The sequence below is a fragment of the Pseudomonas sp. SG-MS2 genome, from assembly GCF_009933855.1.
Classification (GTDB): domain Bacteria; phylum Pseudomonadota; class Gammaproteobacteria; order Pseudomonadales; family Pseudomonadaceae; genus Aquipseudomonas; species Aquipseudomonas putida_E.
The window spans coordinates 17379-43912 of sequence record NZ_MOMO01000134.1; the positions used below are offsets into that span (position 1 = coordinate 17379).

Genomic DNA, 26534 nt, shown 5'->3' on the forward strand with positions numbered 1-26534 from the left:
TGAGAAAAGACATGAGCCTGACCGTTACCCCCCTCAGCCCGGCCCTCGGCGCCCAGATCAGCGGCGTGGACATCGGCCGCGAGATTACCGTCGAGCAGCGCGACGCCATCGAGCAGGCACTGCTCCAACACCAGGTGTTGTTCTTCCGGGACCAGCCGATCACACCCGAGCAGCAAGCGCGCTTTGCCGCGCGCTTCGGCGACCTGCACATCCACCCGATCTACCCCAACGTACCGCAAACCCCGCAGGTGCTGATCCTCGACACTGCGGTCACCGACGTACGCGATAATGCCGTGTGGCACACCGACGTAACCTTCCTCCCGACCCCGGCACTGGGTGCGGTGCTCAGTGCCAAGCAGTTGCCGGCCTATGGCGGCGATACCTTGTGGGCCAGCGGCATTGCCGCTTTCCAAGCCCTGTCCACCCCGCTGCGCGAGATGCTCGATGGCCTGACTGCAACGCACGATTTCACCAAGTCGTTCCCGCTCGAGCGCTTTGGCACTACGCCTGAGGACCTGGCGCGCTGGGAAGCGACCCGGCGCAACAACCCGCCGCTGTCACACCCGGTTGTTCGTACGCACCCGGTGAGCGGCCGCAAGGCGTTGTTCGTCAATGAAGGGTTCACCACGCGGATCAATGAGCTGAGCGAGTTGGAGAGCGAGGCGCTGCTCAAGCTGCTGTTCGCCCATGCGACGCGGCCGGAGTTCAGCATCCGCTGGCGCTGGCAGGAGAACGACGTGGCGTTCTGGGACAACCGCGTCACTCAGCATTTTGCGGTGGATGATTACCGGCCGAACCGGCGGGTGATGCATCGGGCGACCATCCTGGGGGATGCGCCGTTCTGAAAGAACCTTGGAAGGCCTTTGGCCTCCTTTCGCGACACAAGGCCGCGCCTACAGGCCTGTAGGAGCGGCCTTGTGTCGCGAAAGGGCCGCAAAGCGGCCCCAGCGATCTACCTGACCAGATGCAAGAACTGCATATGCCGCTCGTACTGGTCGAGGATGTCGTTGATGATCTGCTCCTTGCTGTAGCCCACCAGGTCGTAGTTCTGGCTACCCTCGCTAAGGTGCACCTCCGCCCGGTAATAACGGCGGTTCTTCAAATCCTGCGTCCCCAACCCACCCAGTGCAAACGACGGTGTGAAATACCCGCGCATCTGCACCTGATAGATGAACGGCTGCTCTTCACCATGGCCGACCTTCAGGCTGACGTTGTCGTGGCTAGGGTCATCCTGGGTCACCAGTACCAGGCCTTTCTGCTCGAATACCTCGCGCACATCGGCAATCGCCGGGCGCACCACGTCGTCCATGAAGCGGTACACCTCATCGCGTGACGGGAAGTGCACCGCCTGGCTCAGGCGCTGGCGCCAGCCACCACGGCCACGGCGGGACTGCGCGAACGGTGCGAGCGAATGCAACTGGGCGATCTGGCGCTGCGACTCCAGGTAGAACGCCTTATGCAAGCCCCACATCATGCACAGCAGGATCAACGAGAACGGCAGCGAGGTCAGCACCACCGCCGACTTGAGCGAATCGATGCTGCCGGCGAACAGCAGGCTGCTGGTGATCAGCGCAGTCATCGCGCCCCAGAAGATCCGCAACCAGTTCGGGCCGTCTTCATCAGCACCGCCATCCTTGGCGGACAAGGTCGACAGCACCACCGTGCCCGAGTCCGCCGATGTGACGAAGAACACGAAGCTGATGAACACCGTCACCGCGATGACGGTCTTGCTCCACGGGTAGGTCTCCAGCAGCAGGTACAGGCTCATCGACGGGTTATCGATGGCCGACTGGCCGAGCGCGGTCATGCCGTGGTTCAGCACCTGGTCCAGCGCGCTGTTGCCGAAGATCGACATCCACGCCAGGGTGAAGCCCAGCGGGATCAGCAGCACACCGAAGACGAATTCACGGATGGTGCGGCCACGCGAGATACGGGCGATGAACAGCCCCACGAAAGGCGCCCAGGCAATCCACCAGGCCCAGTAGAACACCGTCCAGCCGCCCAGCCAGTCGCGGTTTTCGCCGTAGGCGTAAACGTCGAAGCTCTTGCGTGGCAGGGCGCCGAGGTAATCGCCAAGGTTCTGGATCAAGGTATTGAACAGGTGCTGGGTGGGCCCGGCGAACAGCACGAACAGCAGCAGCGCACAGGCCAGGAACAGGTTGATGTCGCTCATCACCCGCACACCTTTCTCCACCCCCGCGACCGCTACGGCCACCGCAGCGCCCATCATCAGGACGATGAGCGCGATCTGCACCCATTGGCTATGGCTGATGCCGAACAGGTAGTCGAGGCCGGCATTGAGGTGCAGCACCCCGAAGCCCATGTCGGCGCCAAGGCCGAACACCGTGGCGATGATGCCGAAACCGTCTACCGCGTAGCCGATCGGCCCGTTGATACGCTTGCCGATCAGCGGGTACAGCGCCGAACGCAAAGCCAGCGGCAGGTTGTGGCGATAGGCGAAATAAGCCAGCGCCATGCCGACGAAGGCAAACACGCCCCAGCCATGCAGGCCCCAGTGCAGGAACAGTATCTGCATCGCCTGGCGCCCGGCCTCCGCCGTGCCCGCCTCACCCTGGGGGGGCTGGAGCATGTGGGTCAGGGGTTCGGAAACGCAGAAGAAGAACAGCGTGATGCTGATACCGGCGGCGAACAACATGCCGGCCCACGACAGGTAGCTGAACTCGGGTTCGTCGTGGTCGGCACCGAGCTTGATCTTGCCGTAGCCGGACAAGGCGGTGACCACCACGAAGACCAGGTACAGGGTCATGGCCAGCATGTAGTACCAACCGACCGTGTTGGCCGCCCAGTTCTGCGCTGCCAAGAGCCAGTCGCCCGCTGCTTGCGGTTGGGCGATGACCACCAGGCCGAAGATGAGGATGAAGCTTGCCGCAAAATAGAACACCGGAGGGTTCATGCGGATCTGGCTGTTGGAAGGGGTCGGTGCACTCATGGGGCATGCACCTCGTCGATTGACGTGAGGTTCGGAATGAACGGGTTCAGCAAAGGAATCCTCCTGTTGAACACCGGCAGCGGACCAGCGTTTTTTCGTTGAACAAGCGTTCAAGTTAAACATGGATCGGGATTCGATGCGACCCGGGCTGCTGATCGGCGCATTCCTGCACCGGCGATAGGGCCGGTACAGGCAGTGAAGCATTCAGGTCAATTCTTGCCCTGGCAATCCAACTGTAGATTGGCCTGGGTAATGTTGCTTTCGGCCGGCACACTCCGGGTCAGCCACACATTGCCGCCAATGGTCGAACCTTTACCAATGGTGATCCTTCCCAGGATGGTCGCCCCCGCGTAGATCACAACATCGTCCTCGACGATCGGGTGGCGGGCCAGGCCTTTGTGCAACGTACCCGACTCATCGCTCGGGAAACGCTTGGCGCCAAGGGTCACCGCCTGGTAGATGCGCACACGCTCACCGATGATCGCAGTCTCGCCGATCACCACACCGGTACCGTGGTCGATGAAGAAGCTCGGGCCGATCTGCGCGCCCGGGTGGATATCGATACCCGTGGCCGAATGCGCCAGCTCCGAACAGATGCGCGCCAACAACGGCAAACCGGCCTGGTACAAATGGTGGGCCAATCGGTGATGGATGATGGCGAGTATGCCCGGGTAGCACAGCAGCACTTCATCGACGCTGCGCGCGGCCGGGTCACCGTGGTAGGCGGCAAGTACATCGGTGTCGAGCAGCACGCGCAGGCCTGGCAGGGCGGCGGCAAAATCCTGGATCAGGCGCAGTGCCTGGGCATCGACGGCGGCCAGGTCGGCATTGCTCTGGCGCGCGGCATAGCGCAGTTCCAGACGTGCCTGGGCCAGCAACGCGGTCAGCGCGGCGTCGAGGGTGTGGCCAACGTAGAAGTCCTCGCTCTCTTCGCGCAGGTCGACCGGGCCCAAACGCATCGGGAACAGCGCACCGCACAACTGCTCGAGGACCTGGCGAATGGCCTCGCGCGAAGGCAATTCGCGCCCGCCCTGCTCGCCAATGCTGCGGCCATTGCGGCTTCGCCACTGCTCACGGGCGCTGCGCAGGCCGCTGACAATATTGTGCAACTGCCAATGCGCGGATGAAGGTTGTTCGCTCACGGTGATCTCCTGCCAGGGCCAATCAGATAGTTTGCAATCCACTTTACGGCAAATCAGCCCCTTGGAAAAAACAACGCTTTATTCCATCCTGCGCTAAGTCGGGCATAAGCCGCGATGACGGACCCGGCATCGTCGCCTACCCTCAAAGCAGCCAAAACCCGGCACAGATCAAAAAGGAAATAACAAAATAAGTTTTTATTATTTCCTGACCTATGAAGCCAACCCTATAGTCGCCACCCACCACTTCCACAACAAGCGCGGGGCCTGACATGTCGAAATTCGCCAAACCGCTTCTCAATGCCAGCCTGGCCATCCTGCTGGGCACCGGTCTGTTCAGCCAGGCATTCGCCGGCGAGCAACTGAAAACCATCCAGGAAAAAGGCGTGATCAACGTCGGCCTCGAGGGCACCTACCCGCCGTTCAGCTTCCAGGATGAAAACGGCAAGCTCGCCGGCTTCGAGGTCGAGTTTTCAGAACTGCTGGCCAAGGAGCTGGGCGTCAAGGCCAAGATCCAGCCAACCAAATGGGATGGCATCCTTGCAGCGCTGGAATCCAAGCGCCTGGACGTGGTGGTCAACCAAGTGACCATCTCCGAGGAGCGCAAGAAGAAGTACGACTTCTCCGAGCCCTACACCGTCTCCGGCATCCAGGCGCTGATCCTGAAGAAGAAAGCCGAGCAGTTGAACATCAAGACCGCGCAGGACCTGGCCGGCAAGAAGGTCGGTGTGGGCCTGGGCACCAATTACGAACAGTGGGTGAAGCAGGACGTTCCGAACGCTGAAGTGCGCACCTACGAAGATGACCCAAGCAAGTTCGCCGACCTGCGCAACGGCCGTATCGACGCCATCCTGATCGACCGCCTGGCCGCCCTGGAATACGCGCAAAAAGCCAAGGACACCGAGCTTGCCGGCGACGCCTTCTCGCGCCTGGAAAGCGGCGTGGCCCTGCGCAAGGGTGAGCCGGAGCTGCTGGCGGCCATCGACAAGGCCATCGACAAGCTCAAGGCCGATGGCACCCTGGCCAAGCTGTCCGAGAAATACTTCGGTGCCGATGTCACCAAATGATCGCTGAAAGCCTGCAACTCGTTGTCGATTCCGCGCCCTTCCTGCTCAAGGGCGCGGGTTATACAGTGCTGCTGAGTGTCGGCGGCATGTTCTTCGGCCTGGTACTGGGTTTTGCCCTGGCACTGATGCGCCTGTCGAAGATCCTGCCGCTGGACTGGCTGGCACGCATCTATGTGTCGTTCTTCCGGGGCACGCCGCTGCTGGTGCAGCTGTTCGTGATCTACTTCGGCATGCCGCAGATCGGCATCGAACTCGACCCGATCCCGGCCTCGCTGATTGGCCTGTCGCTGAACATGGCAGCGTACATCTGCGAAATCCTGCGTGCGGCGATCTCCTCGATCGACCGTGGCCAGTGGGAAGCAGCCGCCAGCATCGGCATGACCCGCACCCAGGCCATGCGCCGGGCGATCCTGCCGCAAGCCTTGCGCACGGCATTGCCACCGCTGGGTAACAGCTTCATCTCGCTGGTCAAGGACACCGCCTTGGCGGCGACCATCCAGGTGCCCGAGCTGTTCCGCCAGGCGCAGCTGATCACTGCGCGCACTTTCGAAGTATTCACCATGTACCTGGCCGTTGCGGTGGTCTACTGGGTCCTCTGCAGCATCCTCGCGCACTTCCAGAACCGCATGGAAGCGCGGGTCAACCAGCACGACCAGGAGCACTGAAGATGATCGTAGTAGAAGGCCTGACCAAGCAGTTCAAAGGCCAGACCGTGCTCAACGGCATCGACCTGACCGTGCAACCGGGCGAAGTGGTGGCCATCATCGGCCCCAGCGGCTCGGGCAAGACCACCTTCCTGCGTTGCCTCAACCTGCTGGAAACGCCAGACGCCGGGCGCATTCAGATCGGTGCCATCAGCATCGATGCCAACCGCCCGCTTGGCAATCAGCAAAGTGCCATTCGCCGCTTGCGCCAGCAGGCCGGCTTCGTGTTCCAGAGCTTCAACCTGTTCCCTCATCGCACAGCGCTGGAAAACGTCATCGAAGGGCCGGTGATCGTCAAGAAGACACCCCGCGCCCAAGCCATCGAGCTGGGCCGCAAGCTGCTGGCCAAGGTCGGCCTGGCAGGCAAGGAAGACGCCTACCCCAAACGCCTTTCGGGCGGACAGCAACAGCGCGTTGCCATCGCCCGGGCGCTGGCCATGGAACCTGAAGTGATTCTGTTCGATGAACCCACCTCGGCGCTCGACCCTGAGCTGGTCGGCGAGGTGCTGGCGACCATCCGCGGCCTGGCGGAAGAAAAGCGCACCATGATCATCGTCACCCATGAGATGAGCTTTGCGCGTGATGTGGCTAACCGGGTGATCTTCTTCGACAAGGGGGTGATCGTAGAGCAGGGCGAGGCCAAGGCGCTGTTTGCCAATCCCAAGGAAGAGCGGACGCGGCAGTTCTTGCGCAAGTTTCTCGGGACTGCGGCTTCCGAATAATCGGCATTCGTTTCACTGGCCCATCGCCGGCAAGCCGGCGATGGGGCGCGAAGCGGCCCTACTCAGTTCCAACGCAAACCCTCAGCCGGCACGGGCCGCCCGAACCAGTAGCCCTGCCCCAGCTGGCACTGCTGCTCCAGCAGGAACCTGGCCTGCTCCGCCTGCTCGATACCTTCAGCGTGCACCTGCATGCCCATGCTCCGGGCCAGGGCGATGATCACCCGCACGATCGCGACGTCGTCGTCATCCACCGGCAAGCCGGCGACGAAGCCCTGGTCGATCTTCAGCTTCTGCACCGGCAGGCGCTTTAGCCGCAGCAACGACGAGTAGCCGGTGCCAAAGTCATCGATTGCCAGGTTCAAGCCCAGCTCACGCAGCCGGTGCAACTGCTCCAGCGCGACTTCGGGGTCTTCCATGACTGCACTCTCGGTCACCTCCACCTCCAGCAGCGACGGATCCAGACCGGTTTCGTGCAACACCCCGGCCACTTGCCGGTACAGCTCACGCTGGCCGAACAACCGGCTGGAGATGTTGACCGCAACGAACTCGAGCAGGCGCCCGTCAGCCTGCCAACTGACCATCTGCCGGCACGCCTCGCGCAGCACCCAGGCATCGATGTCGGCAATCAGCCCGGTACGCTCGGCGATAGGGATGAATTCGCTTGGCGGCACCAAGCCACGTTGCGGGTGCTGCCAACGCACCAGTGCCTCCACCCCGACCATCTTCGAGGTGAACAGGTCGAACACCGGCTGGTAGAACACCCGCAGTTCGTCTTGCGCCAGCGCACGGCGCAGCTCGCCAGCCGTTTCCACCCGGTGCTGGGCGTGTGCCGTCAGCTCTTCGGTGTACAGCGCGTAACAGGCGCGGCCATTGTGCTTGGCCTTGAACAGCGCCGAGTCGGCGTTGCGCAGTAGCTGTTCGGCGCTCAACGCATCGCTGGGGAACAGGCTGATGCCAACGCTGACGCTGATGAACAGCCGATGCCCGTCGAACTCGAACGGTTCACGCATGCGTTCGATGAGCGCCTGTGCCAGTTTGCCGGCCTGGCCGACCTGCTGGCAGTTCTCTGCCAGCACACCAAACTCGTCACCGCCCAGGCGCGCCAAGGTCACGCCATTGCCCACTACCTCGGCCAGACGCTCGCCTACCAGCTTGAGCAGCTGATCACCGATGGTGTGGCCCAAGCCGTCGTTGATGCTCTGAAAGTGGTCAAGGTCAAGCAGCAACAAAGCACATCCACGCTTGTTGGCCTGTGCCGAAGCCAGTGCCTGCTCGGCCCGGTCGTTGAACAGCAGACGGTTGGGCAAGCCGGTAAGGGGGTCGTGGTGGGCCAGGTAGGCCAGTTCCTGCTCGGTATGCTTGATCGCGCTGATGTCGCTGAAAACCGCGACATAATGGGTCATCTCACCGCCATCATCGTGTATGGCGCGGATTGTCTGCCATTGCGGGTAGATTTCACCGCTCTTGCGCCGGTTCCATATCTCCCCGCTCCACTCGCCCTTCTCTGCCAGGGTGGCATAAATCTGCTGATAGAACGGCACGCCGTGCCGGCCCGACTTGAACTTGCTCGGGCGCTGGCCGAGCACTTCGTCCTGCTGGTAACCCGTGATCCGCATGAAGGCACGGTTGACGTGCACGATCAGCCCCTGGCGGTCAGTGACCAGCACGCCCTCCAGGGTACTGTCGAACACGGCTGCGGCCATACGCAGGCGGGCGCGGTCTTCGCTGCGAAGCCGTGCGCCGACACCGATGAAATTGAGCAGACGGGCACGGGTAAAGAAAATCAGCCCCGCGCTGGCCAGCACCCATAAAACAACATTGATCTGCCGCCCCACGGCCAAGGCTAGAGGGTCTTCAGACATGCTGCGCAAAACCACCTCTGACAGCACCAGCCAGAGGATCGAGAGCACCAGATACAGCGCGGCCATGCGCAAGGCGTCGCGAACGGAAACAGACATGTCGGCAACAAAAGTCCATGAAAAATGATGGGGCATTATAGAGGCAGAAACATGCCGTGACGTCCTATCTGCAAGGGTGACTGGTTTTATTTCCCTGCCAAGGGATAATCAGAGCCTTCCCCTGTGTCTTCGAGGGTTTTGACACCTATGTGGTATTACGGTCTGCTCGACTTGTCGGCCTGGCAACTGGTTGGCGTTACCCTGCTGATGACTCACGTGACCATCATCAGCGTCACCATTTATCTGCACCGCTACTCCGCCCACCGTGCCCTGGAGCTCAATGGCGCGCTCAAGCACTTCTTCCGCTTCTGGCTGTGGCTGACCACGGCGCAGAACACCCGCGAGTGGACAGCAGTGCACCGCAAGCACCACGCCAAGTGCGAAACCCCGGACGACCCGCACAGCCCGGTGCACAAAGGCCTGGGCACGGTGCTGCGCAAAGGCGCCGAACTCTATCGGGAAGAAGCACTCAACCCCGAAACCCTGCGCATCTACGGCAAAAACTGCCCGGATGACTGGATCGAGCGCAATCTCTACTCACGCTACAAACATGGCGGTATCGCCCTGATGGCGGTGCTCGACCTGCTGCTGTTCGGCACCATCGGCATTACCATCTGGGCGGTGCAGATGATGTGGATTCCGTTCTGGGCAGCGGGTGTGGTCAACGGCTTGGGCCATGCGGTGGGCTACCGCAACTTCGAGTGCCGCGACGCTGCTACCAACCTGGTGCCATGGGGCATCGTCATCGGTGGCGAAGAACTGCACAACAACCACCACACCTACCCCAATTCGGCCAAGCTGTCGGTCAAGCGCTGGGAGTTCGATGCCGGCTGGGCCTGGATACGCCTGTTGTGCCTGCTGCGCCTGGCCAAAGTACAACGGGTGGCGCCTATCGCCCATCGCGTCGAAGGCAAGGCCAACCTGGACATGGACACCACCATGGCCATCCTCAACAACCGTTTCCAGATCATGGCCCAGTACCGCAAGCTGGTGATCGGCCCGTTGGTCAAACAGGAACTGGCCAAGGTCGATGCGTCGGTACGCCATCGCTTCCGCCGGGCCAAACGCCTGCTGTCGCGGGAACCCAGCCTGCTCGAAGAGCGTCACCATGTGCGCATCGAGTCCCTGCTTGAGCAGAGCCAGGCACTCAAGACCATCTATGAGAAACGCTTGGCCTTGCAGCAGATCTGGGCCCGTACCAGCGCCAATGGTCACGACATGCTGGCCGCCATGAAAGACTGGGTGCACGAGGCGGAAGCCAGTGGCATTCACGCCCTGCACGACTTCGCCGCGCAGTTGAAAACCTACTCCCTGCGCCCGAACGGCGCCTGAGCACCGTTGATCGGCACGCCCCGCAACGGGGCGTGCACGCTGGAACTTCCCCCCTGAAAAACCACTCAAAGCCGGCACATCGCCCGCGTGGCGGGCCGGTCTTTGGCCGCACGCTTACCCGTCGAGAGCCGCTCCGTGCACATGGCCAAGAACATCCATTCAACGCTGCCCGGCAATTCAGCTCCCGAGGCAGCCCAAATACTGCTGGCCTTGCTGCATGCCCAAGGCGAAGTGGCTCGCCTGAGCGAACGTGAACAGCTCTACAGCTCGCTGCTCGACAGCGTCAACGCGGTGCTCTGGGCGTTCGACTGGGAAACACGCCAGGTGCTCTACGTCAGCCCCGCCTACGAACGCATCTTCGGCCGCCCCACGAGCCTGGTGTTGGCGGACTTCAACGAATGGCGCGACAGCATCTACCCCGATGACCTGGAATACGCCGAGCGCAGCCTGGCCCAGGTGCTGATCAAAGGCGCGGTTGAAGACCGCGAGTACCGCATTCTCAATGCAAACGGCCAGGTACGCTGGCTCAGTGACAAGTGCTACATCAACCAGCAGCAGGAAGGTGACCGGGTGATAATCGTCGGCATTGCCGAAGACATCACCGACAAGAAGCAGCTTGAGGGCGAGCTGCATCGCCTGGCCACCACGGACGTGCTGACCCAGAGCAGCAACCGCCGGCACTTTTTCGAATGTGCAGGCCAAGCCTTCGACAGCGCACGCGAAGACGGCACGCCACTGGCGTTCCTGCTACTGGACATCGATGACTTCAAGCAGATCAACGACAGCTACGGCCATCAGGAAGGCGACCAGGTATTGCAACGCATTGCCGACAGCGGCAAGGCAGTGCTGCGCCGCGGCGACCTTTTTGGGCGTATTGGTGGCGAGGAGTTTGCCGCAGTGTTCCCCGGCTGCAATGCGCAGGTCGCCGAGCAGATTGCCGAGCGCCTGCAGCGCGAGATTCAGCGGCTGAGTTTCAGCCATGGCGAGCAGGTGTATGGAGTGACGGTAAGCCAGGGGTTGACCGGGCTAACGGATGAGGATGACTCACTGGACAGCCTCTTCGCTCGGGCCGATGCAGCGATGTACCGGGCCAAACGGCAGGGCAAGAATCAGATCGTGCGGGGCTGAGCCAGTGGCTGCGCACGGCGGCCCCAAAACTCAGGTCGGCACCTTTTCTTCGGGAACAGGCGGCTCTTCATCTTGCGGTTTTACCTCAGGGTTCTGCACCTTGCGCAACCGGCTCAACTGCGCCAACCCAACCTTGAGCAAGCGCGCGGTCTTGTTGTCGGCCACCTTCTCCAACCCCTGACCCGCCGGCAGCCTTGCCAGTTGCCCTGCCAGGTTCATGGCCAGGATCTCCCGCGAATACACCCCACCGCCCAACTGATAGATTGCTGCGATCAGCTCACGCAGGCCCAGCGGCAAGCGCCAGCGGGTTCGCAGTGCCGAGCCGAATGCTGCACCGAAGTCGCGCAGTGACGCCTGCACCAAGCCATCATGCAGTTCACCACCTGCCAGCCGCCATTCCTGCAGGCAGCGCAACACCGCAAGGTCACCCAGGCAGTGCAACAGCCCGGCGCAATAACAAAGCTCTTCATCGAGCTCAAGCATGCGCGCCAGCGAACGAGCGTATTCGGCGGTATGCAGCGACAGGTTCCAGAAATGCGCCGCCTGCTGCGCCAGCAGCGGGTCGCTAAGGCGGGCGCTGCGCTTGAGGGCAAGGCCCAGAATCAGGTTCATGCTCTGCGTGCTGCCAAGCTTGTTCAGCGCCTGCAGCAGGGTCTGCACCGGTGCGTCGCGGTGCAGCGCAGCACTGTTGGCCGCAGCGATCAGTACGGCAGTAACCTGCGGGTCGTTGCGCACTTCCTCTTCGAGCACCTTGAGGTCCAGCCCCTGCGGGTTCAGCGCGCGCTTGATCGCCACCTGCACGTCGGCGAACAGCGGCCCGCCATCGGCGGTGGCGCGGCGCTGCTCAAGGAAGGCCGGCAGGCTCGCCCCTGGCTGCAACGGTGGCACCGGGCAGGCGATCTGCTCACCCACTTCAAGCAGCAGCTCTTCCAGGCGCTTGCGCAGGTTGCCCATGTTCAGTGGCTTGCTCAGGTAAGCCGTGGGGTGCAGCGGCAGCGCCTCCCGCACGCTGGCACTGTCACTGCGGTTGCTCATGAGAATGAACGGCAACCCCGGCCCCTTGGCGCGCACCTTGCGCAACAGGTCCAGGCCATCGACACCTGCCAGCTCACGGGCGGCGATGATCAGATCAGGCTTGCTGGCCAATGCCGTGAGCGCCTGTGAGCCATCGGCGCACACCTGCAGCCGGGCATCACAGCGCACGCTGAGCAGCATCTCACGCAGCATGTCGCGCACCCAGGGATCGCCCTCGGCAATCAATACGCAAGGTGGGGTGGGGTCTGCAGCGTTCATGGCCAACTCCTGAATATCCCTGACACGCAATCCGTTGCAGCTTCCAAAGCAAGTCCTGCCACAACCATAGCGCCAAGGGCCTTTAATAGGCACAAAAAAAACCCGCCTAAGCGGGTTTTTTCATGAAGCGTGTCACATCAGGCCAGTTCAGCGAAGCACTCTTCGATGATGGCCAGGCCCTTGTCGAGCAGCTCATCTTCGGCGGTCAGCGGAACCAGGATACGCAGAACGTTGCCGTAGGTACCGCAAGACAGCAGGATCAGACCCTTGTCACGGGCTTTGGCAACCACTTGGGCGACCGCAGCGGCGTTCGGAGTGTGGGTGCCTTTTTCGAAGACTTCCACAGCGATCATCGAGCCCAGACCACGGACGTCGCCAATGATCGGGTGCTTTTCCTGGATCTTGCGCAGGCCAGCGGTCAGGTGCTCACCTACTGCCTTGCTGCGGTCCAGCAGCTTCTCTTCTTCGAACACCTGGATGACGGCCAGAGCCGCGGCACAGGCGATCGGCGAACCGGCGTAAGTACCGCCCAGGCCGCCCGGAGCGATGGCGTCCATGATCTCGGCCTTGCCGCAAACACCGGCCAGCGGGAAGCCGCCAGCAATGGATTTGGCGAAGGTGGTCAGGTCCGGCGCGACGCCCATCTGTTCCATGGCGAAGAAGGTGCCGGTACGGCCAGCGCCAGTCTGTACTTCGTCGGCGATCAGCAGAATGCCGTGCTGGTCGCACAGGGCGCGCAGGCGCTTCATCAGCTCTTTAGGCGCTGGCAGGAAGCCGCCTTCGCCCTGTACCGGCTCGAGGATGATCGCGGCGATGTCGCGCGGCTCGGCGTCGTTCTTGAAGATACGCTCGACCGAAGCGATGGCGTCGTCAACGCTGACACCGTGCAGTTCGCTCGGGAACAGGGCGCGGAAGATACCGCCAGGCATCAGGCCCATGCCTGCGGAGTACGGCACAACCTTGCCGGTCAGGCCCAGGGTCATCATGGTGCGGCCGTGGTAGCCGCCGGTGAAGGCGATCACGCCAGCACGGCCAGTGGCGGCACGGGCGATTTTCACGGCGTTCTCAACGGCTTCGGAGCCGGTGGAAACCAGCAGGGTCTTCTTGTCAAAGTCACCTGGGACCAGCTTGTTGATCTTCTCGCACAGCTCTACGTAAGGCTCGTAAGCCAGTACCTGGAAGCAGGTGTGGCTGACTTTGGTCAGCTGCTCTTGAACAGCGGCAACCACTTTCGGGTGCAGGTGGCCGGTGTTCAGAACTGCGATGCCGCCGGCGAAGTCGATCAGTTCGCGGCCTTCAACGTCGATCACGGTCGAGTTCTTCGCGCTTTCGACGAAGATCGGGTGAATCTGGCCTACGCCACGTGGGACGGCGGCTACACGACGTTGCATCAAGGATTCGTTGGTCTTGCTCATAATGCCCTCATTTGCGCCGATCAGCGGCGCTTTTATTCGGGGGTGGCTGGGAGTGTTCGCGAACAGTATTCGTTGATCGACTGCCGTGAACGCCCTGGCCACCAGGTGCTGCGATGTCAAAAAAGCCAGCGAGACGTCGCTCTCGCGCCCCGCTGGCAGAGGTAAAGCCTTCAGCGCATCAGACGCTGATGCACAGGTACTTGATTTCGAGGTAGTCCTCGATGCCGTACTTGGAACCTTCACGGCCCAGGCCCGAAGCCTTGATACCGCCGAATGGCGCGACTTCGTTGGAGATCAGGCCGGTGTTGATACCCACCATGCCGTATTCCAGCGCCTCGGCAACACGGAACACACGGCTCATGTCGCGGGCATAGAAGTACGAGGCCAGGCCGAACTCGGTGTCGTTGGACATGGCGATGACTTCAGCCTCGTCCTTGAAGCGGAACAGCGGCGCCAGCGGGCCGAAGGTCTCTTCCTTGGCGACGGCAGCGGTCTTCGGCACGTCGACCAGGATGGTCGGCTCGAAGAAGTTGCCTTCGATCAGCTTGCCACCGGACAGCACCTTGGCGCCTTTGGAGACGGCGTCCTCGATGTGTTCCTGAACCTTGGCGACGGCCTTGCCGTCGATCAGCGGGCCAGTGGTGGTGCCGTCTTCCAGGCCGTTACCGATCTTCAGTTTGGCCACAGCAGCTTTGAGCTTCTCGGCGAAGGCATCGTAGACGCCGTCCTGCACATAGATACGGTTGGCGCAAACGCAGGTCTGGCCGTTGTTGCGGTACTTGGAGATGATCGCGCCTTCTACCGCCTTGTCCAGGTCGGCATCGTCGAACACGATGAACGGGGCGTTGCCACCCAGCTCCAGGGAAACCTTCTTGATGTCCTTGGCACATTCTTCCATCAACTGGCGACCGATTTCGGTCGAGCCGGTGAAGGACAGTTTGCGCACCAGGGAGTTGCCGGTCAGCTCGCCGCCAACTTCGCCAGCGCTGCCGGTCACCACGCTCAGCACGCCAGCCGGGATGCCGGCACGGGTAGCCAGCTCGACCAGGGCCAGGGCAGAGTACGGGGTTTGCGAAGCAGGCTTGAGCACCATGGTGCAGCCAGCGGCCAGGGCCGGGCCGGCTTTACGGGTGATCATCGCCGCCGGGAAGTTCCACGGGGTGATGGCCGCGGTAACGCCGATCGGCTGCTTGATGACGATCAGGCGCTTGTCAGGCTGGTGGCCCGGGATGGTATCACCGTAAACGCGCTTGGCTTCTTCGGCGAACCACTCGATGAACGAGGCTGCGTAGGCGATTTCGCCCTTGGCTTCGGCCAGTGGCTTGCCTTGTTCAGTGGTCATCAGGCGAGCCAGGTCGTCCTGGTTCTCGATCATCAGTTCGAACCAGCGACGCAGCTTGTTCGAGCGCTCTTTGGCGGTCAGTGCACGCCAGGCCGGCAGGGCCTTGTCGGCAGCTTCGATGGCGCGGCGGGTTTCCGCAGAGCCCATCTTCGGCACGGTACCGATGACTTCACCTGTGGCCGGGTTGGTCACATTGATGGTCTGGCCGCTGTCCGCATCCAGCCATTCACCGTTGATGAAGGCTTGCTGGCGGAACAACTGAGCGTCTTTGAGCTGCATGTCGGCTTCCCGAATTGTTGATTGTTGAAAAGCGCCCAAGGCAGGGCATCGAGCGTTTGAAATCTCAAACGAATGCTAAGCGGCTGCTGGGGTATAGGACAATAGGCTGTTCGAAAAAAAGAACGAATGGTTGCACAGCCTATCCGAAAGCTGCCGGCAGGAACCCCTACAGGGTAGACGAATGCGCGCAGGCAAATGTGAGGGGAGGACCAACCGACACCCCTCACCGTGAAACAGACTACTGCCAGCCCGGCAAGATCCCGAAACCTTTCGCATACGCTCGAACCAGCCCCACTGGCTAGCCTTCATGAGGAACTCATCACTTGGCACGGACGCCGCCATGCACAACCCCGACGATCGATCCCTCGACCTCAAGCGCGTGCTGGACACGCTGCAAGCCGACCAGCGCCTGAGCGCCAACGACGCCAGGCAGGTACTCGAACACGCCACCTCACAGCCACCTCGCCATCCGCTCGAAACCATAGCGGCCCTGGGCCTCGAAGACCGCCAGCACCCCGGCCAGCGCCTGCATCTGGACTGCCTGTGCCAATGGCTCGCCAGAAAAGTCGGCCAGCCTTACCAGCGCATCGACCCACTGCAACTCGACCTGTCGCAGGTCAACGGGCTGATATCGCCAGCATTCGCCCATCGCCACGGCATACTCATCCTGGCCAGCGACAGCCTGGGCATCACCGTGGCCAGTGCGCAGCCTTACCAGTGTGACTGGCAAACCGATCTGGCCCGCAGCCTGGGCAGGCCGATCCGCCGCGTGCTCGCCAGCCCCCTGCAGCTGCGCCAGGTGGGCCAGTCGCTGTTTCGACTCGCCCACTCGGTACAAGGTGCCCAGCATCAGCAGTCAGCAAGCCTCGGTGAGCTCGAGCAATTGCTGGAGCAGGACAAGCGCCAGGGCAACGCCACGGCAGACGACGCGCATATCGTGCACATCGTCGACTGGCTGCTGCAGTACGCTGTCGAACAGCGCGCCAGTGACATCCATCTTGAGCCACGCCGCGAGCAGGGCCGGTTGCGCTATCGCATAGACGGCCTCCTGCATACGGTCTACGCCTTCCCGGCCAGCGTGACCCTGGCCGTCGTCAGCCGCCTGAAGCACTTGGGCCGCATGGATGTCGCGGAAAAACGCCGGCCGCAGGATGGCCGTGTGAAGAGCAGCCTGCCAGGTGGCCGCGAAGTGGAATTGCGCCTGTCTACGCTGCCCACCCCCTTTGGCGAAAAGCTGGTACTGCGGTTGTTCGACCCACAACAGCTACAGGAAGACTTCGACCGCCTGGGCCTGGAAGGTGAACAATTGCAGCAGTGGCAGGCCCTGCTGCAGCGCCGTCATGGCATTCTTTTGGTCACCGGCCCTACCGGTTCAGGCAAGACCAGCACGCTGTACGCGAGCCTGAAGTGGCTGGCCACGCCCGAGGTCAACCTGTGCACCATCGAAGACCCGATCGAACGCCTGGAGCCGGCTTTCAATCAATTACAGGTGCAGCCGGCACTGGACCTCAGCTTCGCCAACGGCGTACGCGCGCTGCTGCGCCAAGACCCTGACATCATCATGATCGGCGAGATCCGCGATCGCGAGACGGCGCTGGTAGCCGTGCAAGCTGCCCTTACCGGGCACCTGGTGCTCTCGACCCTGCACACCAACGACAGCTGTGGCGCCATCACCCGCCTGCTGGAACTGGGCGTGCCCGATTACCTGATCAAGGCCTCCCTGAGCGGGGTGATGGCGCAGCGCCTGGTGCGCTTGCTGTGCCGTGACTGCCAGGGCTGCGCATCATCGGCCAGCGGCCAGCCTTGCCTGCTGTGCCGGGGCACCGGCTTTCATGGCCGAACGGGCGTGTTCGAGCTGCTGGTCCCAAGTGAAAGCCTGCGCGCCCGGATAGGCGCCGGGGCGGACCTTGCCAGCTTGCAGCGACAGGCATTGAGCGAAGGGTTGCTGGACCTGAAACGCTGCGGGGAGGCAAAGGTGGCCCGTGGGCTGACCTGCCAAGAGGAAGTGCTGCGGGTCTGCGCATAAGCAAAAAACCCTTGTTTTATGGGAACTTACACCCCTCAGGCTCAATCAAATCGGGCTCCATCAGCCCTCACCCTTCGAGGTGTTTCATCATGCGTCTCCCAACCGCCATCGCAGCCGCTGCCCTGCTTTCGCTGCCCATTGGCTCCGCCATGGCCGATACCTTCTGGCGCAACGTGATTTCTTCCGGCGCGACCACGGCATCGACTTACCTGACCTCCAGGGACCACAAGCTGGTCGTCGCGGCGCAGGATGACGCCGGCAGCTTCGTTGCCAGTGAAGGTGCTATTCGTGGGCCGTTCCTGGAGGCGGCAATGCGCCAGGTGCGGGCTGAGAACCCAGGCATGCAAGCCAGCGACATGGAACTGGCCAATGCCATCCTGGCCAGGAATGCGGTAGCCGAGTAAGCCCCCTGGGGCTGCTGTGCAGCCCCAACTTCAACTCAGCGATACGCCTCCACCGGTACGCACGCACAGAACAGGTTCCTGTCCCCATACACGTTGTCGACCCGGTTCACCGCCGGCCAGTACTTGTGCTGGCGCACGTGAGCGCTGGGGGCTACAGCCTGCTCAAGGCTGTAAGGCCGGCTCCACGGTGCCAGCACATCGGCCAGGGTATGTGGCGCATGTTTGAGCGGGTTGTCTTCCGCTGGCCAGTTACCCTGCTGCACCTCACCGATCTCCGCACGGATCGCCAGCATGGCCTCGACGAACCGGTCCAGCTCGGCTTTCGACTCGCTCTCTGTCGGTTCGACCATCAAGGTCCCGGGCACCGGGAATGACATGGTCGGGGCATGGAAGCCATAGTCCATCAGGCGCTTGGCCACATCCTCTTCAGTTATCCCGGTAATTGCCTTGAGCGGCCGCAGGTCAAGAATGCACTCGTGCGCCACCCGCTGGTTTCGGCCTCTGTACAGCACCGGGAAAGCCCCACCCAGCTGGCTGGCCAGGTAGTTGGCCGACAGGATGGCCACTTCGCTCGCATCGGCCAGTTGTGGCCCCATCATGGCGATGTACATCCAGCTGATCGGCAGGATGCTCGCACTGCCCCAAGGCGCGGCGCTGACCGCGCTGTTGTTCGGGTCCAGGCCCGGCACCGGCACCACCGGATGACTGGCGACGAACGGCTTGAGGTGTGCACGGATGCCAATCGGCCCCATGCCAGGGCCGCCGCCGCCGTGCGGGATGCAGAAGGTCTTGTGCAGGTTCATGTGCGAGACATCGGCGCCGATGTCAGCCGGCCGCGTGAGACCGACCTGGGCGTTGAGGTTGGCGCCGTCCATGTAGACCTGGCCGCCGTGCTGGTGCACCACCTCACATATTTCCCGGATGCCCTCCTCATACACACCATGTGTCGACGGGTAGGTAACCATGAGGCAGGACAGCCGCTCGCCTGCAGCCTTGGCCTTGGCTTTGAGGTCGTCGAGGTCAACGTTGCCGTCGTCATCGCAGTCGACGATCACCACTTCCATGCCAGCCATCTGCGCCGAAGCAGGGTTGGTGCCGTGGGCCGACGAAGGGATCAGGCACAGCGTGCGCTGGGCCTGATGACGGCTGCGGTGGTAACGGGTGATTGCCATCAGCCCGGCGTATTCGCCCTGGGCACCCGAGTTGGGTTGCATGCAGATCGCATCAAAACCGGTAATAGCGCACAGCCAGCGCTCCACCTCATCGATCATCGCTTTGTAGCCCGCAACCTGAGCATCGGGCGCAAAGGGATGAAGCAGAGCGAATCCGGGCCAGGTGATGGGGATCATTTCGCTGGTGGCGTTGAGCTTCATGGTGCAGGAACCCAGCGGGATCATCGATTGGTTCAGCGCCAGGTCCTTGTTTTCCAGCTGTTTGAGGTAGCGCAGCATCTGCGTTTCGCTGTGATGCAGGTTGAACACCGGGTGGGAGAGGAACGGCGTGCGCCGTTCCAGGGCGGCCGGAATACCCCCTGTCAGAACCTGCTGGTCAAGCGCGGTGACCTCAAGGCCGTGATCCACGCCAAGAAAAATGTCGAACAGCCGAAGCACGGTTTCTTCGCTGCACGTTTCGTCCAGGCTCACACCCAGATGGCCGCGGCCCAGAATGCGCAAGTTGATGCACGCCGCTTGCGCACTTTCGATGATGGCCGCCTGGGCACCGCCGACATCCAGGGTAAGGGTGTCGAAGAAATGCGGGTTAAGGCGTTTGATGCCCTTGGCCTCAAGGCCCGCGGCGAGCACGACGGTCAGCCGGTGCACGCGCTGTGCAATGCGCTGCAAGCCTTCAGGGCCGTGGTACACCGCATAGAAGCCGGCGATGTTGGCCAGCAGTACCTGGGCGGTGCAGATGTTGGAGTTGGCTTTTTCGCGGCGGATGTGTTGCTCGCGGGTCTGCAGGGCCATTCGCAGTGCGGTGTTGCCACGGGCATCACGCGACACACCGATGATGCGCCCCGGCATCGCCCGCTTGTAGTCGTCGCGGCAGGCGAAATAGGCCGCATGCGGGCCGCCATAGCCCATCGGCACGCCAAAGCGCTGGGTCGAGCCAAGCACCACGTCTGCGCCAAGTTCGCCCGGCGGCGTGAGTAGCACCAGGCTCAACAGGTCTGCCGCCACGCATGCCAAGGCATGCTGGCCGTGCAACTGGTCAATCAGCGGGCGCAGGTCACGCACGTCCCCATGGGTATCCGGGTACTGCAGCAGAGCGCCGAATACCTGGTGCTGGGCAAGGTTATCCACAGCGTCGACGATCAGTTCGAAACCAAAACCTTCAGCCCGGGTTCGCAACACGGACAGTGTCTGCGGGTGACAGTGTTCATCGGCAAAGAAGGCATTGCTCTTGTTGCGCGCCACGCGTTTGGCCAAGGCCATGGCTTCGGCTGCGGCGGTGGCTTCATCGAGCAGTGAGGCATTGGCCAGGGCCAGGCCGCTCAGGTCGATGACCATTTGCTGAAAGTTGAGCAGCGCTTCCAGCCGGCCTTGGGCGATTTCTGGCTGGTAAGGCGTATAGGCGGTGTACCAGCCGGGGTTCTCCAGCACGTTGCGCAGGATGACGGTTGGCGTGACGGTGCCGTGGTAACCCATGCCGATCAGGCTGGTCCACACCTGGTTCTGCTCGGCATAACCGGCGAGCTTGGCCAAGGCAGCCTGTTCATCCAGGGCGGGGGGCAGGTCGAGGGCGCGGTTGAAGCGGATATCCGGCGGGACGGTCTGTTCGATCAGCTCGCTGCGGCTACTCAAGCCCAGGGCGTTGAGCATGGCCTGCTGCTCGGAGGCATCTGGCCCCAGGTGGCGACGCAGGAATGGGTTGAGCTCTTGCAGTTGATGCAGGGATGGCGACTGGGACATGACGACGCTCTCTTCCTAGACCAGGCCTCGTGGAGACTTATAAGTCTAGGAAGGATTGCCGATACTGCGGGAAAACTTGCTTCGCCAGTACCGGCCTCATCGCCGGCAAGCCGGCGATGAGGCCAGAAGGCTCACTCGCCGATAGCGGCTTTGTAACCGGCAGCGTCCAGCAGCTTGTCCAGTTCGGCCTTGTCGCTTGGCTTGAGCTTGAAGATCCAGGCGCCGTAAGGCTCTTCGTTAAGCAGCTCCGGGCTGTCGGCCAGGTCTTCGTTGACCGCAATCACTTCGCCACCCACCGGGGCATAGATATCCGAAGCGGCCTTGACCGACTCGACCACGCCAGCAGCATCGCCGGCAGCGAATACTTTGCCAACCTCTGCCAGTTCCACGAACACCACATCACCCAGGGCCTCTTGAGCGTGGTCGCTGATGCCCACGGTCACAGTACCGTCGGCTTCCAGGCGCGCCCACTCGTGGCTTTCGGCAAAACGCAGATCGGCGGGGATATTGCTCATGTCTTGTATTCCTCGATTGGGTCAGCGGTCGGCCCGCCGTTGATTGTTCAGATCAGAATCTTGCCGTGACGCACGAAGGTCGGTTTGACCACCCGCACCGGGTACCACTTGCCGCGAATCTCGACCTCGGCACGATCGCCGGTGGCCATGGGCACGCGCGCCAGGGCAATGGATTTGCTCAGCGTAGGAGAGAAACTACCACTGGTGATCTCCCCTTCGCCAATGCCGGCAACGCGAACCACCTGATGGGCGCGCAAAACACCGCGTTCCTCCAGCACCAGGCCGACCAGCTTGTCCTGCACGCCGCGCTCGATTTCCGCCAGCAGGCCAGCGCGGCCGATGAAATCACGCTCGGCCGGCTCCCAGGCAATGCTCCAGCCCAGGTTGGAGGTAAGCGGGGTGTGGTCTTCGTCGATATCCTGGCCGTACAGGTTCATGCCGGCCTCCAGGCGCAAGGTATCGCGGGCGCCAAGGCCACTGGGGGCGATGCCAGCGCCGACCAGGTCGTTGAAGAAGGCCACGGCCTCATGGCCCGGCAGGATGATTTCCAACCCGTCCTCACCGGTGTAACCGGTGCGGGCAATGAACCAGTCGCCCTCGCCAAGCCCTTCGAACGGGCGCAGCTCACGGATAAGCGCAGCGCGCGAAGCGCTGAGCAAGGCTGCGACTTTCTCGCGGGCCTGGGGGCCCTGGATGGCGAGAATGGCCAGGTCGGGGCGCACCTTGAAACCGACCGAGAAGCCGGTACTGTGGGCCTCCAGCCACGCCAGTACATTGGCGCGGGTAGCGGCATTGGTGATCAGCCGGTAGCCATTTTCCGTGCGGTAGACGATCAGGTCATCGATAATTGCGCCCTGTTCGTTGAGCAACGGGCTGTACAGCGCCTTGCCGACACCCCCAAGGCGGGCAACGTCGTTGGCCAGCAAGCGCTGCAGCCAGACGGTGGCATCGGTGCCATCGATGTCGATCACGGTCATGTGGGAAACATCGAACACCCCACAGTCACTGCGCACCTGATGGTGCTCTTCAACTTGCGAGCCGTAGTGCAGCGGCATGTCCCAGCCACCGAAATCGACTGTCTTGGCGCCTAGCGCCAGGTGCAAGTCGTACAAAAGCGTGCGCTGTCCCATGGGTTTCTCCTTCCGGGCGTGGCGAAGCGGCGGCGGTCGATGACGTTTGGTTGTCAGCTCTTCTTGTAGGACCCGTCGCGCGAATGCCGCGCATTGTAGCCGCAAGGGCGCGGGCTGGCACCCTCAGTGACTGTGACCGGGGCGCCTGGCTGAACGACGAATCAGGCCGATGACCGGCAGCAGGCCAACCAGCACCAAGGTCAAGGCGGGCAGTGAGGCACGCGCCCACTCGCCTTCACTGGTCATCTCGAACACCCGTACGGCGAGGGTATCCCAGCCGAAGGGCCGCATCAGCAAGGTCGCGGGCATTTCCTTGAGCACATCGACGAAGACCAGCAGTGCGGCGCTGAGGGCACCGGGGACCAGCAGCGGCATATACACTTTGAAAAACAATCTCGCCCCTCCGACACCCAGGCTCCGTGAAACCTCGGGCAACGACGGGCGGATGCGCTCCAGGCTGCCTTCCAGTGGCCCATAGGCCACGGCGATGAAACGTACCAGATAGGCCACCAGCAATGCCGCCAGGCTGCCCAGCAGCAATGGCTTGCCTGCCCCACCCAGCCAGCTCGACAGAGGGATCACCAGGTGGTTGTCCAGGTAACTGAAGGCCAGCATGATCGACACCGCCAGCACCGAGCCGGGCAAGGCGTAGCCCAGGTTGGCCAGGCCGACCCCGGCACGGATGCCGCCGGTCGGCGCCTGACGCCGGGCAAATGCCAGCAGCAGTGCGACGCTCACCGTGATCAAGGCTGCCAGGGCGCCCAGGTACAAGGTGTGCAGCACCAGGCCAACATAGCGCTCGTCCAGGTCATGCCGCCCACGCTGCCAGAACCATACCAGCAACTGCAGCAGCGGGATGACGAAGGCACAGGCAAATACCAGCAGGCACCAGCCACTGGCCAGCAGTGCCTTCAGACCGCGCAGGTGATAGAGGGCCTGACCCCGCGGGCGTTCGTTTGAGCTGCGCGAGGCGCCACGGGCGCGGCGCTCGCCATAAAGCACCAGCATTACCGCCAGCAATAGCAGGCTGGCCAGCTGAGCCGCGCTGGACAGGCTGAAGAAGCCGTACCAGGTCTTGTAAATGGCGGTGGTGAACGTGTCGAAATTGAACACAGCCACCGCACCGAAATCTGCCAAGGTCTCCATCAGGGCCAGCGCTATGCCTGCGCCGATGGCCGGCCGCGCCATGGGCAGGGCAACCCGCCAGAAAGCTTGCAGCGGCGAAAGGCCCAACACCCGCGCCGCTTCCATCAGCCCCTTGCCTTGAGCCAGGAATGCCGTGCGCGCGAGCAGGTAGACATAGGGGTAGAACACCAGCACCAGCACCACAATCACCCCGCCGGTGGAGCGCACCCGCGGCAGGCGCATGGGCCCGAACACTTCACGCAAGGCGCTTTGCACCGGGCCGGCGAAATCCAGCAGGCCGACGAAGACGAACGCCAGGACATAGGCGGGGATGGCAAACGGCAGCATCAGTGCCCAGTCCAGCCAGCGCCTGCCGGGGAACTCGCAAAGGCTGGTGAGCCAGGCCAGGCTCACGCCGAGCACGGTGACGCCTACGCCTACACCCGCCACCAAGGTGAATGTGTTGCCGAGCAGGCGGCTCATCTGGGTGTCGAGCAAGTGCGACCAGATCTGCACGTCGATCGACTGCCAGGACAGCAGCAGGACGCTCAAGGGCAAGAGCACGAGGGCGGCGGTCAGGATGACCGGGAGGTACCAGCGGCGTTGGGGAGCGTGGGGCAAGGCAACTGTCTCTGTGGCAGATGGCAACCGCTGAGCGGGCTTGCCACGCGAAGGGGCCCTTGTGGGCCCCTGCAGGATAAAGCCTGGGGCTTAGTTCCAGCCAGCCCGATCCATCAAGCGAATGGCCTCGGCCTGGCGTTTGCCTGCCACCTCGACCGGGATGCTGTCAGCCTTGAAGCTGCCCCATGCCGCGACCTCGTCCGATGGCTTGACCTTCGGGTTGGCCGGGAACTCTTGGTTGATGTCGGCGAACAGCTTCTGCGCCTGCTCACCGGTCATCCACTCCACCAGCTTCTTGGCCGCCTCCGGATGCGGTGCGTGCTTGGTCAGGCCGATGCCGGACAGGTTGACGTGCACGCCTCGGTCGCCCTGGTTAGGCCAGAAGATCTTCACCGGCAAGTTCGGGTTCTGCTTGTGCAGGCGGCCGTAGTAGTAAGTGTTCACCACCCCCACATCGCACTGGCCGGCCTCGATGGCCTGGATTACCGAGTTGTCATCGGAGAACACGTCGGTAGACAGGTTGTTGACCCAGCCTTTGACGATCTGTTCGGTCTTGGCCTCGCCATGGTTCTCGATCAGCGTGGCGGTCAGCGACTGGTTGTAGACCTTCTTTGCCGTGCGCAGGCAAAGACGCCCTTCCCACTGCTTGTCGGCCAGTGCTTCGTAGGTGCTCAGCTCTGCGGGTTTGACCCGCTCGGTGGAGTAGATGATGGTCCGCGCGCGCAGGCTCAGGCCAGTCCAGTCATGGGACGAGGCGCGGTATTGAGCGGGGATGTTCTGGTCGATGATGGCCGACTTGATAGGCTGCAGGATGCCCATCTGCTCGGCCTGCCACAGGTTACCGGCATCGACGGTCAGCAGCAGGTCGGCCACCCCGTTCTCGCCCTCGGCCTTGATGCGCTGCATCAGCGGGGCTTCCTTGTCGGTGATGAACTTGATCTTGACGCCGGTCTCGGCGGTGTAGGCGTCGAACACCGGCTTGATCAGCTCGTCGATGCGCGAGGAGTACACCACTACTTCGTCCGCCGCCTGGGCGATGCCACCGAACAGCGTCAGGGCCAGGGCGGCCAGTAGGGGCTTGCGTGGCAACATGGGATGCACTCCTCGAATCGTATGAGAGGCGCAAATGGTAGTGAATCCCATTTTGCGGCTCACCTACCCAGCCGTTACCAGATGTTGCAAGAGCACGCGAACGCCTGCAGGAGCGGCCTCGTGTCGCGAAAGGGCCGCAAAGCGGCCCCACAATCTCAAGGTCTGGCCAATTCCGGCAAGTCCCCGGAAAGCCCCAACGCCTGGCGCACGAACAGCGCCTTGGCCTCCGGCATCTGCTGCACCAGCTTCAGACCGCTGTTACGCAACCAGCGCAACGGCAGCGGGTTGGCCTGGAACAGCCGCTCGAAGCCCTCCATCGCCGCCATCAATGCCAGGTTGTGCGGCATGCGTCGGCGCTCATAGCGGCTGAGCACTTTCACATCCGCCAGCCGTTCACCCCGCTCGCAGGCGTTCACCAGCACTTCAGCCAGCACCGCTGCATCGAGAAAGCCCAGGTTCACGCCCTGCCCCGCCAACGGATGAATGGTGTGCGCGGCATCGCCGATCAATGCCAGCCCCTCGTCCACGTACCGCTTGGCGTGGCGCTGGCGCAACGGTACGCAGACCCGAGGGTCGGCATGCTGCACTTGGCCCAGGCGCCCCTCGAATCCACGCTCCAGGGCCTTGAGGAAAGCTTGATCATCCAGCGCCATGAGCTGCTCGGCCTGCTCCGGCGTGGTCGACCACACGATCGAGCACCAGCCCTGCTGGCCGTCTCGCGACAAGGGCAGGAAGGCCAGCGGCCCTTCGTCGGTGAAGCGCTGCCAGGCGGTAGCCTGGTGTGCAGCACTGCAGCGCACACTGGTGACGATAGCGTGGTGCAGGTAATCCCACTCACGGGTCTGGCAGCCGGCCAGGCGCCGCACCGCCGAATTGGCACCGTCGGCAGCCACCACCAGCGGTGCCCGCAGGCGGCGGCCATCGGCCAGGGTCAGCAGCCACTCATCGCCAGAGCGGCGCATCTGCTCCAGGCGGGCGTTGGGCAGCAGGCCGATATCGCTGTCATGCAGGCGCTCCAGCAGGCCATCCTGCACTACCCGGTTTTCGACGATATGGCCAAGCACCTGCGCGTGCACGCTGGCGGCGGAAAAGTGAATCTGCCCAGTGCCGCTGCCGTCCCAGACATGCATGTCCGAGTAGGGCGAAACACGCCGTTTGGCGATTTCTTCCCAGGCACCCAAACGCTCGAGGATGCGCTGGCTGGCCGCCGAGAGGGCGCTGACCCGCGCCTCGAACGGCGCATCGCCGTCAAACGGCTTCACCGTCAGCGAACCACCGTCGAGCAGGAGTATCTCCAGGCCACTGTGGCGCAACGCCAAGGCCAAGGCGCTGCCGACCATACCGGCACCGACAATCAACAGATCTGCGCGCATTTCCATGCCT

At 62.7% G+C, this 26534-nt stretch carries 20 protein-coding genes; 8 read left to right on the forward strand and 12 right to left on the reverse strand.

The features are described 5' to 3' along the window. Nucleotides 1-11: 11 nt before the first annotated feature. Nucleotides 12-845 (forward strand): taurine dioxygenase, encoded by an 834-nt coding sequence (gene tauD / locus BLX42_RS11755; protein WP_161871813.1) that lies wholly within the window; start codon nt 12-14, stop codon nt 843-845. Between the two features lie 107 nt (nt 846-952). On the opposite strand, the gene betT is transcribed toward tauD, so the two are convergent. Beyond that, nucleotides 953-2914, reverse strand: a complete 1962-nt coding sequence (betT, locus tag BLX42_RS11760; protein ID WP_217433396.1) for a choline BCCT transporter BetT — start codon at nt 2912-2914, stop codon at nt 953-955. Between the two features lie 245 nt (nt 2915-3159). Next, nucleotides 3160-4092: a serine O-acetyltransferase EpsC gene (gene epsC, locus BLX42_RS11765; protein ID WP_046788213.1), complete on the reverse strand. Its 933-nt coding sequence runs from the start codon at nt 4090-4092 to the stop codon at nt 3160-3162. 269 nt (nt 4093-4361) lie between these two features. On the opposite strand from epsC, the gene tcyJ reads away from it, so the two are divergent. The 3 genes from tcyJ to tcyN are packed head-to-tail and all read left to right on the forward strand — an operon-like array spanning nt 4362 to nt 6582. After that, nucleotides 4362-5156, forward strand: a complete 795-nt coding sequence (gene tcyJ / locus BLX42_RS11770) for a cystine ABC transporter substrate-binding protein (protein WP_012316741.1) — start codon at nt 4362-4364, stop codon at nt 5154-5156. Further along, a complete protein-coding gene (gene tcyL / locus BLX42_RS11775) occupies nt 5153-5821 on the forward strand; it encodes a cystine ABC transporter permease (RefSeq protein ID WP_039603142.1) in 669 nt (222 codons plus the stop codon). The genes tcyJ and tcyL overlap by 4 nt, the downstream gene beginning before the upstream one ends. A gap of 2 nt (nt 5822-5823) precedes the next feature. Continuing rightward, nucleotides 5824-6582, forward strand: a complete 759-nt coding sequence (gene tcyN / locus BLX42_RS11780; RefSeq protein ID WP_046788212.1) for an L-cystine ABC transporter ATP-binding protein TcyN — start codon at nt 5824-5826, stop codon at nt 6580-6582. Between the two features lie 62 nt (nt 6583-6644). Here the strand turns inward: tcyN and dibA are convergent, their stop codons facing one another. Then, the gene (dibA, locus tag BLX42_RS11785) at nt 6645-8540 is read right to left on the reverse strand and encodes a phosphodiesterase DibA (RefSeq protein WP_161871814.1); all 1896 of its coding nucleotides are present in this window, start codon (nt 8538-8540) and stop codon (nt 6645-6647) included. A 147-nt stretch (nt 8541-8687) separates the two neighbouring features. On the opposite strand from dibA, the gene desA reads away from it, so the two are divergent. Both desA and BLX42_RS11795 read left to right on the forward strand, forming a co-directional pair. Beyond that, the gene (desA, locus tag BLX42_RS11790) at nt 8688-9872 is read left to right on the forward strand and encodes a delta-9 fatty acid desaturase DesA (RefSeq protein ID WP_046788210.1); all 1185 of its coding nucleotides are present in this window, start codon (nt 8688-8690) and stop codon (nt 9870-9872) included. A 141-nt stretch (nt 9873-10013) separates the two neighbouring features. After that, complete coding sequence (locus tag BLX42_RS11795; protein ID WP_046788209.1) at nt 10014-11000, forward strand: sensor domain-containing diguanylate cyclase; 987 nt, start codon at nt 10014-10016, stop codon at nt 10998-11000. Between the two features lie 30 nt (nt 11001-11030). On the opposite strand, the gene BLX42_RS11800 is transcribed toward BLX42_RS11795, so the two are convergent. The 3 genes from BLX42_RS11800 to gabD form a co-directional block, all read right to left on the reverse strand. Continuing rightward, entirely contained in the window at nt 11031-12293 is a 1263-nt protein-coding gene (locus tag BLX42_RS11800; protein ID WP_125924698.1) for a response regulator, read from the reverse strand. Nucleotides 12294-12430: 137 nt separating this feature from the next. Continuing rightward, entirely contained in the window at nt 12431-13708 is a 1278-nt protein-coding gene (gabT, locus tag BLX42_RS11805) for a 4-aminobutyrate--2-oxoglutarate transaminase (RefSeq protein ID WP_012316754.1), read from the reverse strand. A 178-nt stretch (nt 13709-13886) separates the two neighbouring features. After that, nucleotides 13887-15329: an NADP-dependent succinate-semialdehyde dehydrogenase gene (gene gabD / locus BLX42_RS11810; RefSeq protein ID WP_046788207.1), complete on the reverse strand. Its 1443-nt coding sequence runs from the start codon at nt 15327-15329 to the stop codon at nt 13887-13889. 340 nt (nt 15330-15669) lie between these two features. Between gabD and BLX42_RS11815 the strand changes: the two genes are divergently transcribed. Next, nucleotides 15670-17355: a GspE/PulE family protein gene (locus BLX42_RS11815; protein ID WP_161871815.1), complete on the forward strand. Its 1686-nt coding sequence runs from the start codon at nt 15670-15672 to the stop codon at nt 17353-17355. 89 nt (nt 17356-17444) lie between these two features. Continuing rightward, nucleotides 17445-17759, forward strand: coding sequence for a DUF2388 domain-containing protein (locus BLX42_RS11820; protein WP_046788205.1), 315 nt, complete (start codon nt 17445-17447; stop codon nt 17757-17759). A 35-nt stretch (nt 17760-17794) separates the two neighbouring features. Here the strand turns inward: BLX42_RS11820 and gcvP are convergent, their stop codons facing one another. The 6 genes from gcvP to BLX42_RS11850 form a co-directional block, all read right to left on the reverse strand. Continuing rightward, on the reverse strand, nt 17795-20668 hold the full coding sequence (gcvP, locus tag BLX42_RS11825; protein WP_161871816.1) for an aminomethyl-transferring glycine dehydrogenase: 2874 nt from the start codon (nt 20666-20668) through the stop codon (nt 17795-17797). A 131-nt stretch (nt 20669-20799) separates the two neighbouring features. Continuing rightward, nucleotides 20800-21183 (reverse strand): glycine cleavage system protein GcvH, encoded by a 384-nt coding sequence (gene gcvH / locus BLX42_RS11830; RefSeq protein WP_046788203.1) that lies wholly within the window; start codon nt 21181-21183, stop codon nt 20800-20802. A gap of 47 nt (nt 21184-21230) precedes the next feature. Then, a complete protein-coding gene (gcvT, locus tag BLX42_RS11835; protein WP_046788202.1) occupies nt 21231-22313 on the reverse strand; it encodes a glycine cleavage system aminomethyltransferase GcvT in 1083 nt (360 codons plus the stop codon). 123 nt (nt 22314-22436) lie between these two features. Then, nucleotides 22437-24059, reverse strand: coding sequence for an iron ABC transporter permease (locus BLX42_RS11840; RefSeq protein ID WP_125924701.1), 1623 nt, complete (start codon nt 24057-24059; stop codon nt 22437-22439). A gap of 90 nt (nt 24060-24149) precedes the next feature. Next, entirely contained in the window at nt 24150-25151 is a 1002-nt protein-coding gene (locus BLX42_RS11845) for an extracellular solute-binding protein (RefSeq protein ID WP_161871817.1), read from the reverse strand. Nucleotides 25152-25306: 155 nt separating this feature from the next. Further along, nucleotides 25307-26524, reverse strand: coding sequence for a 2-octaprenyl-3-methyl-6-methoxy-1,4-benzoquinol hydroxylase (locus BLX42_RS11850; RefSeq protein WP_168216554.1), 1218 nt, complete (start codon nt 26522-26524; stop codon nt 25307-25309). Nucleotides 26525-26534: the final 10 nt, after the last annotated feature.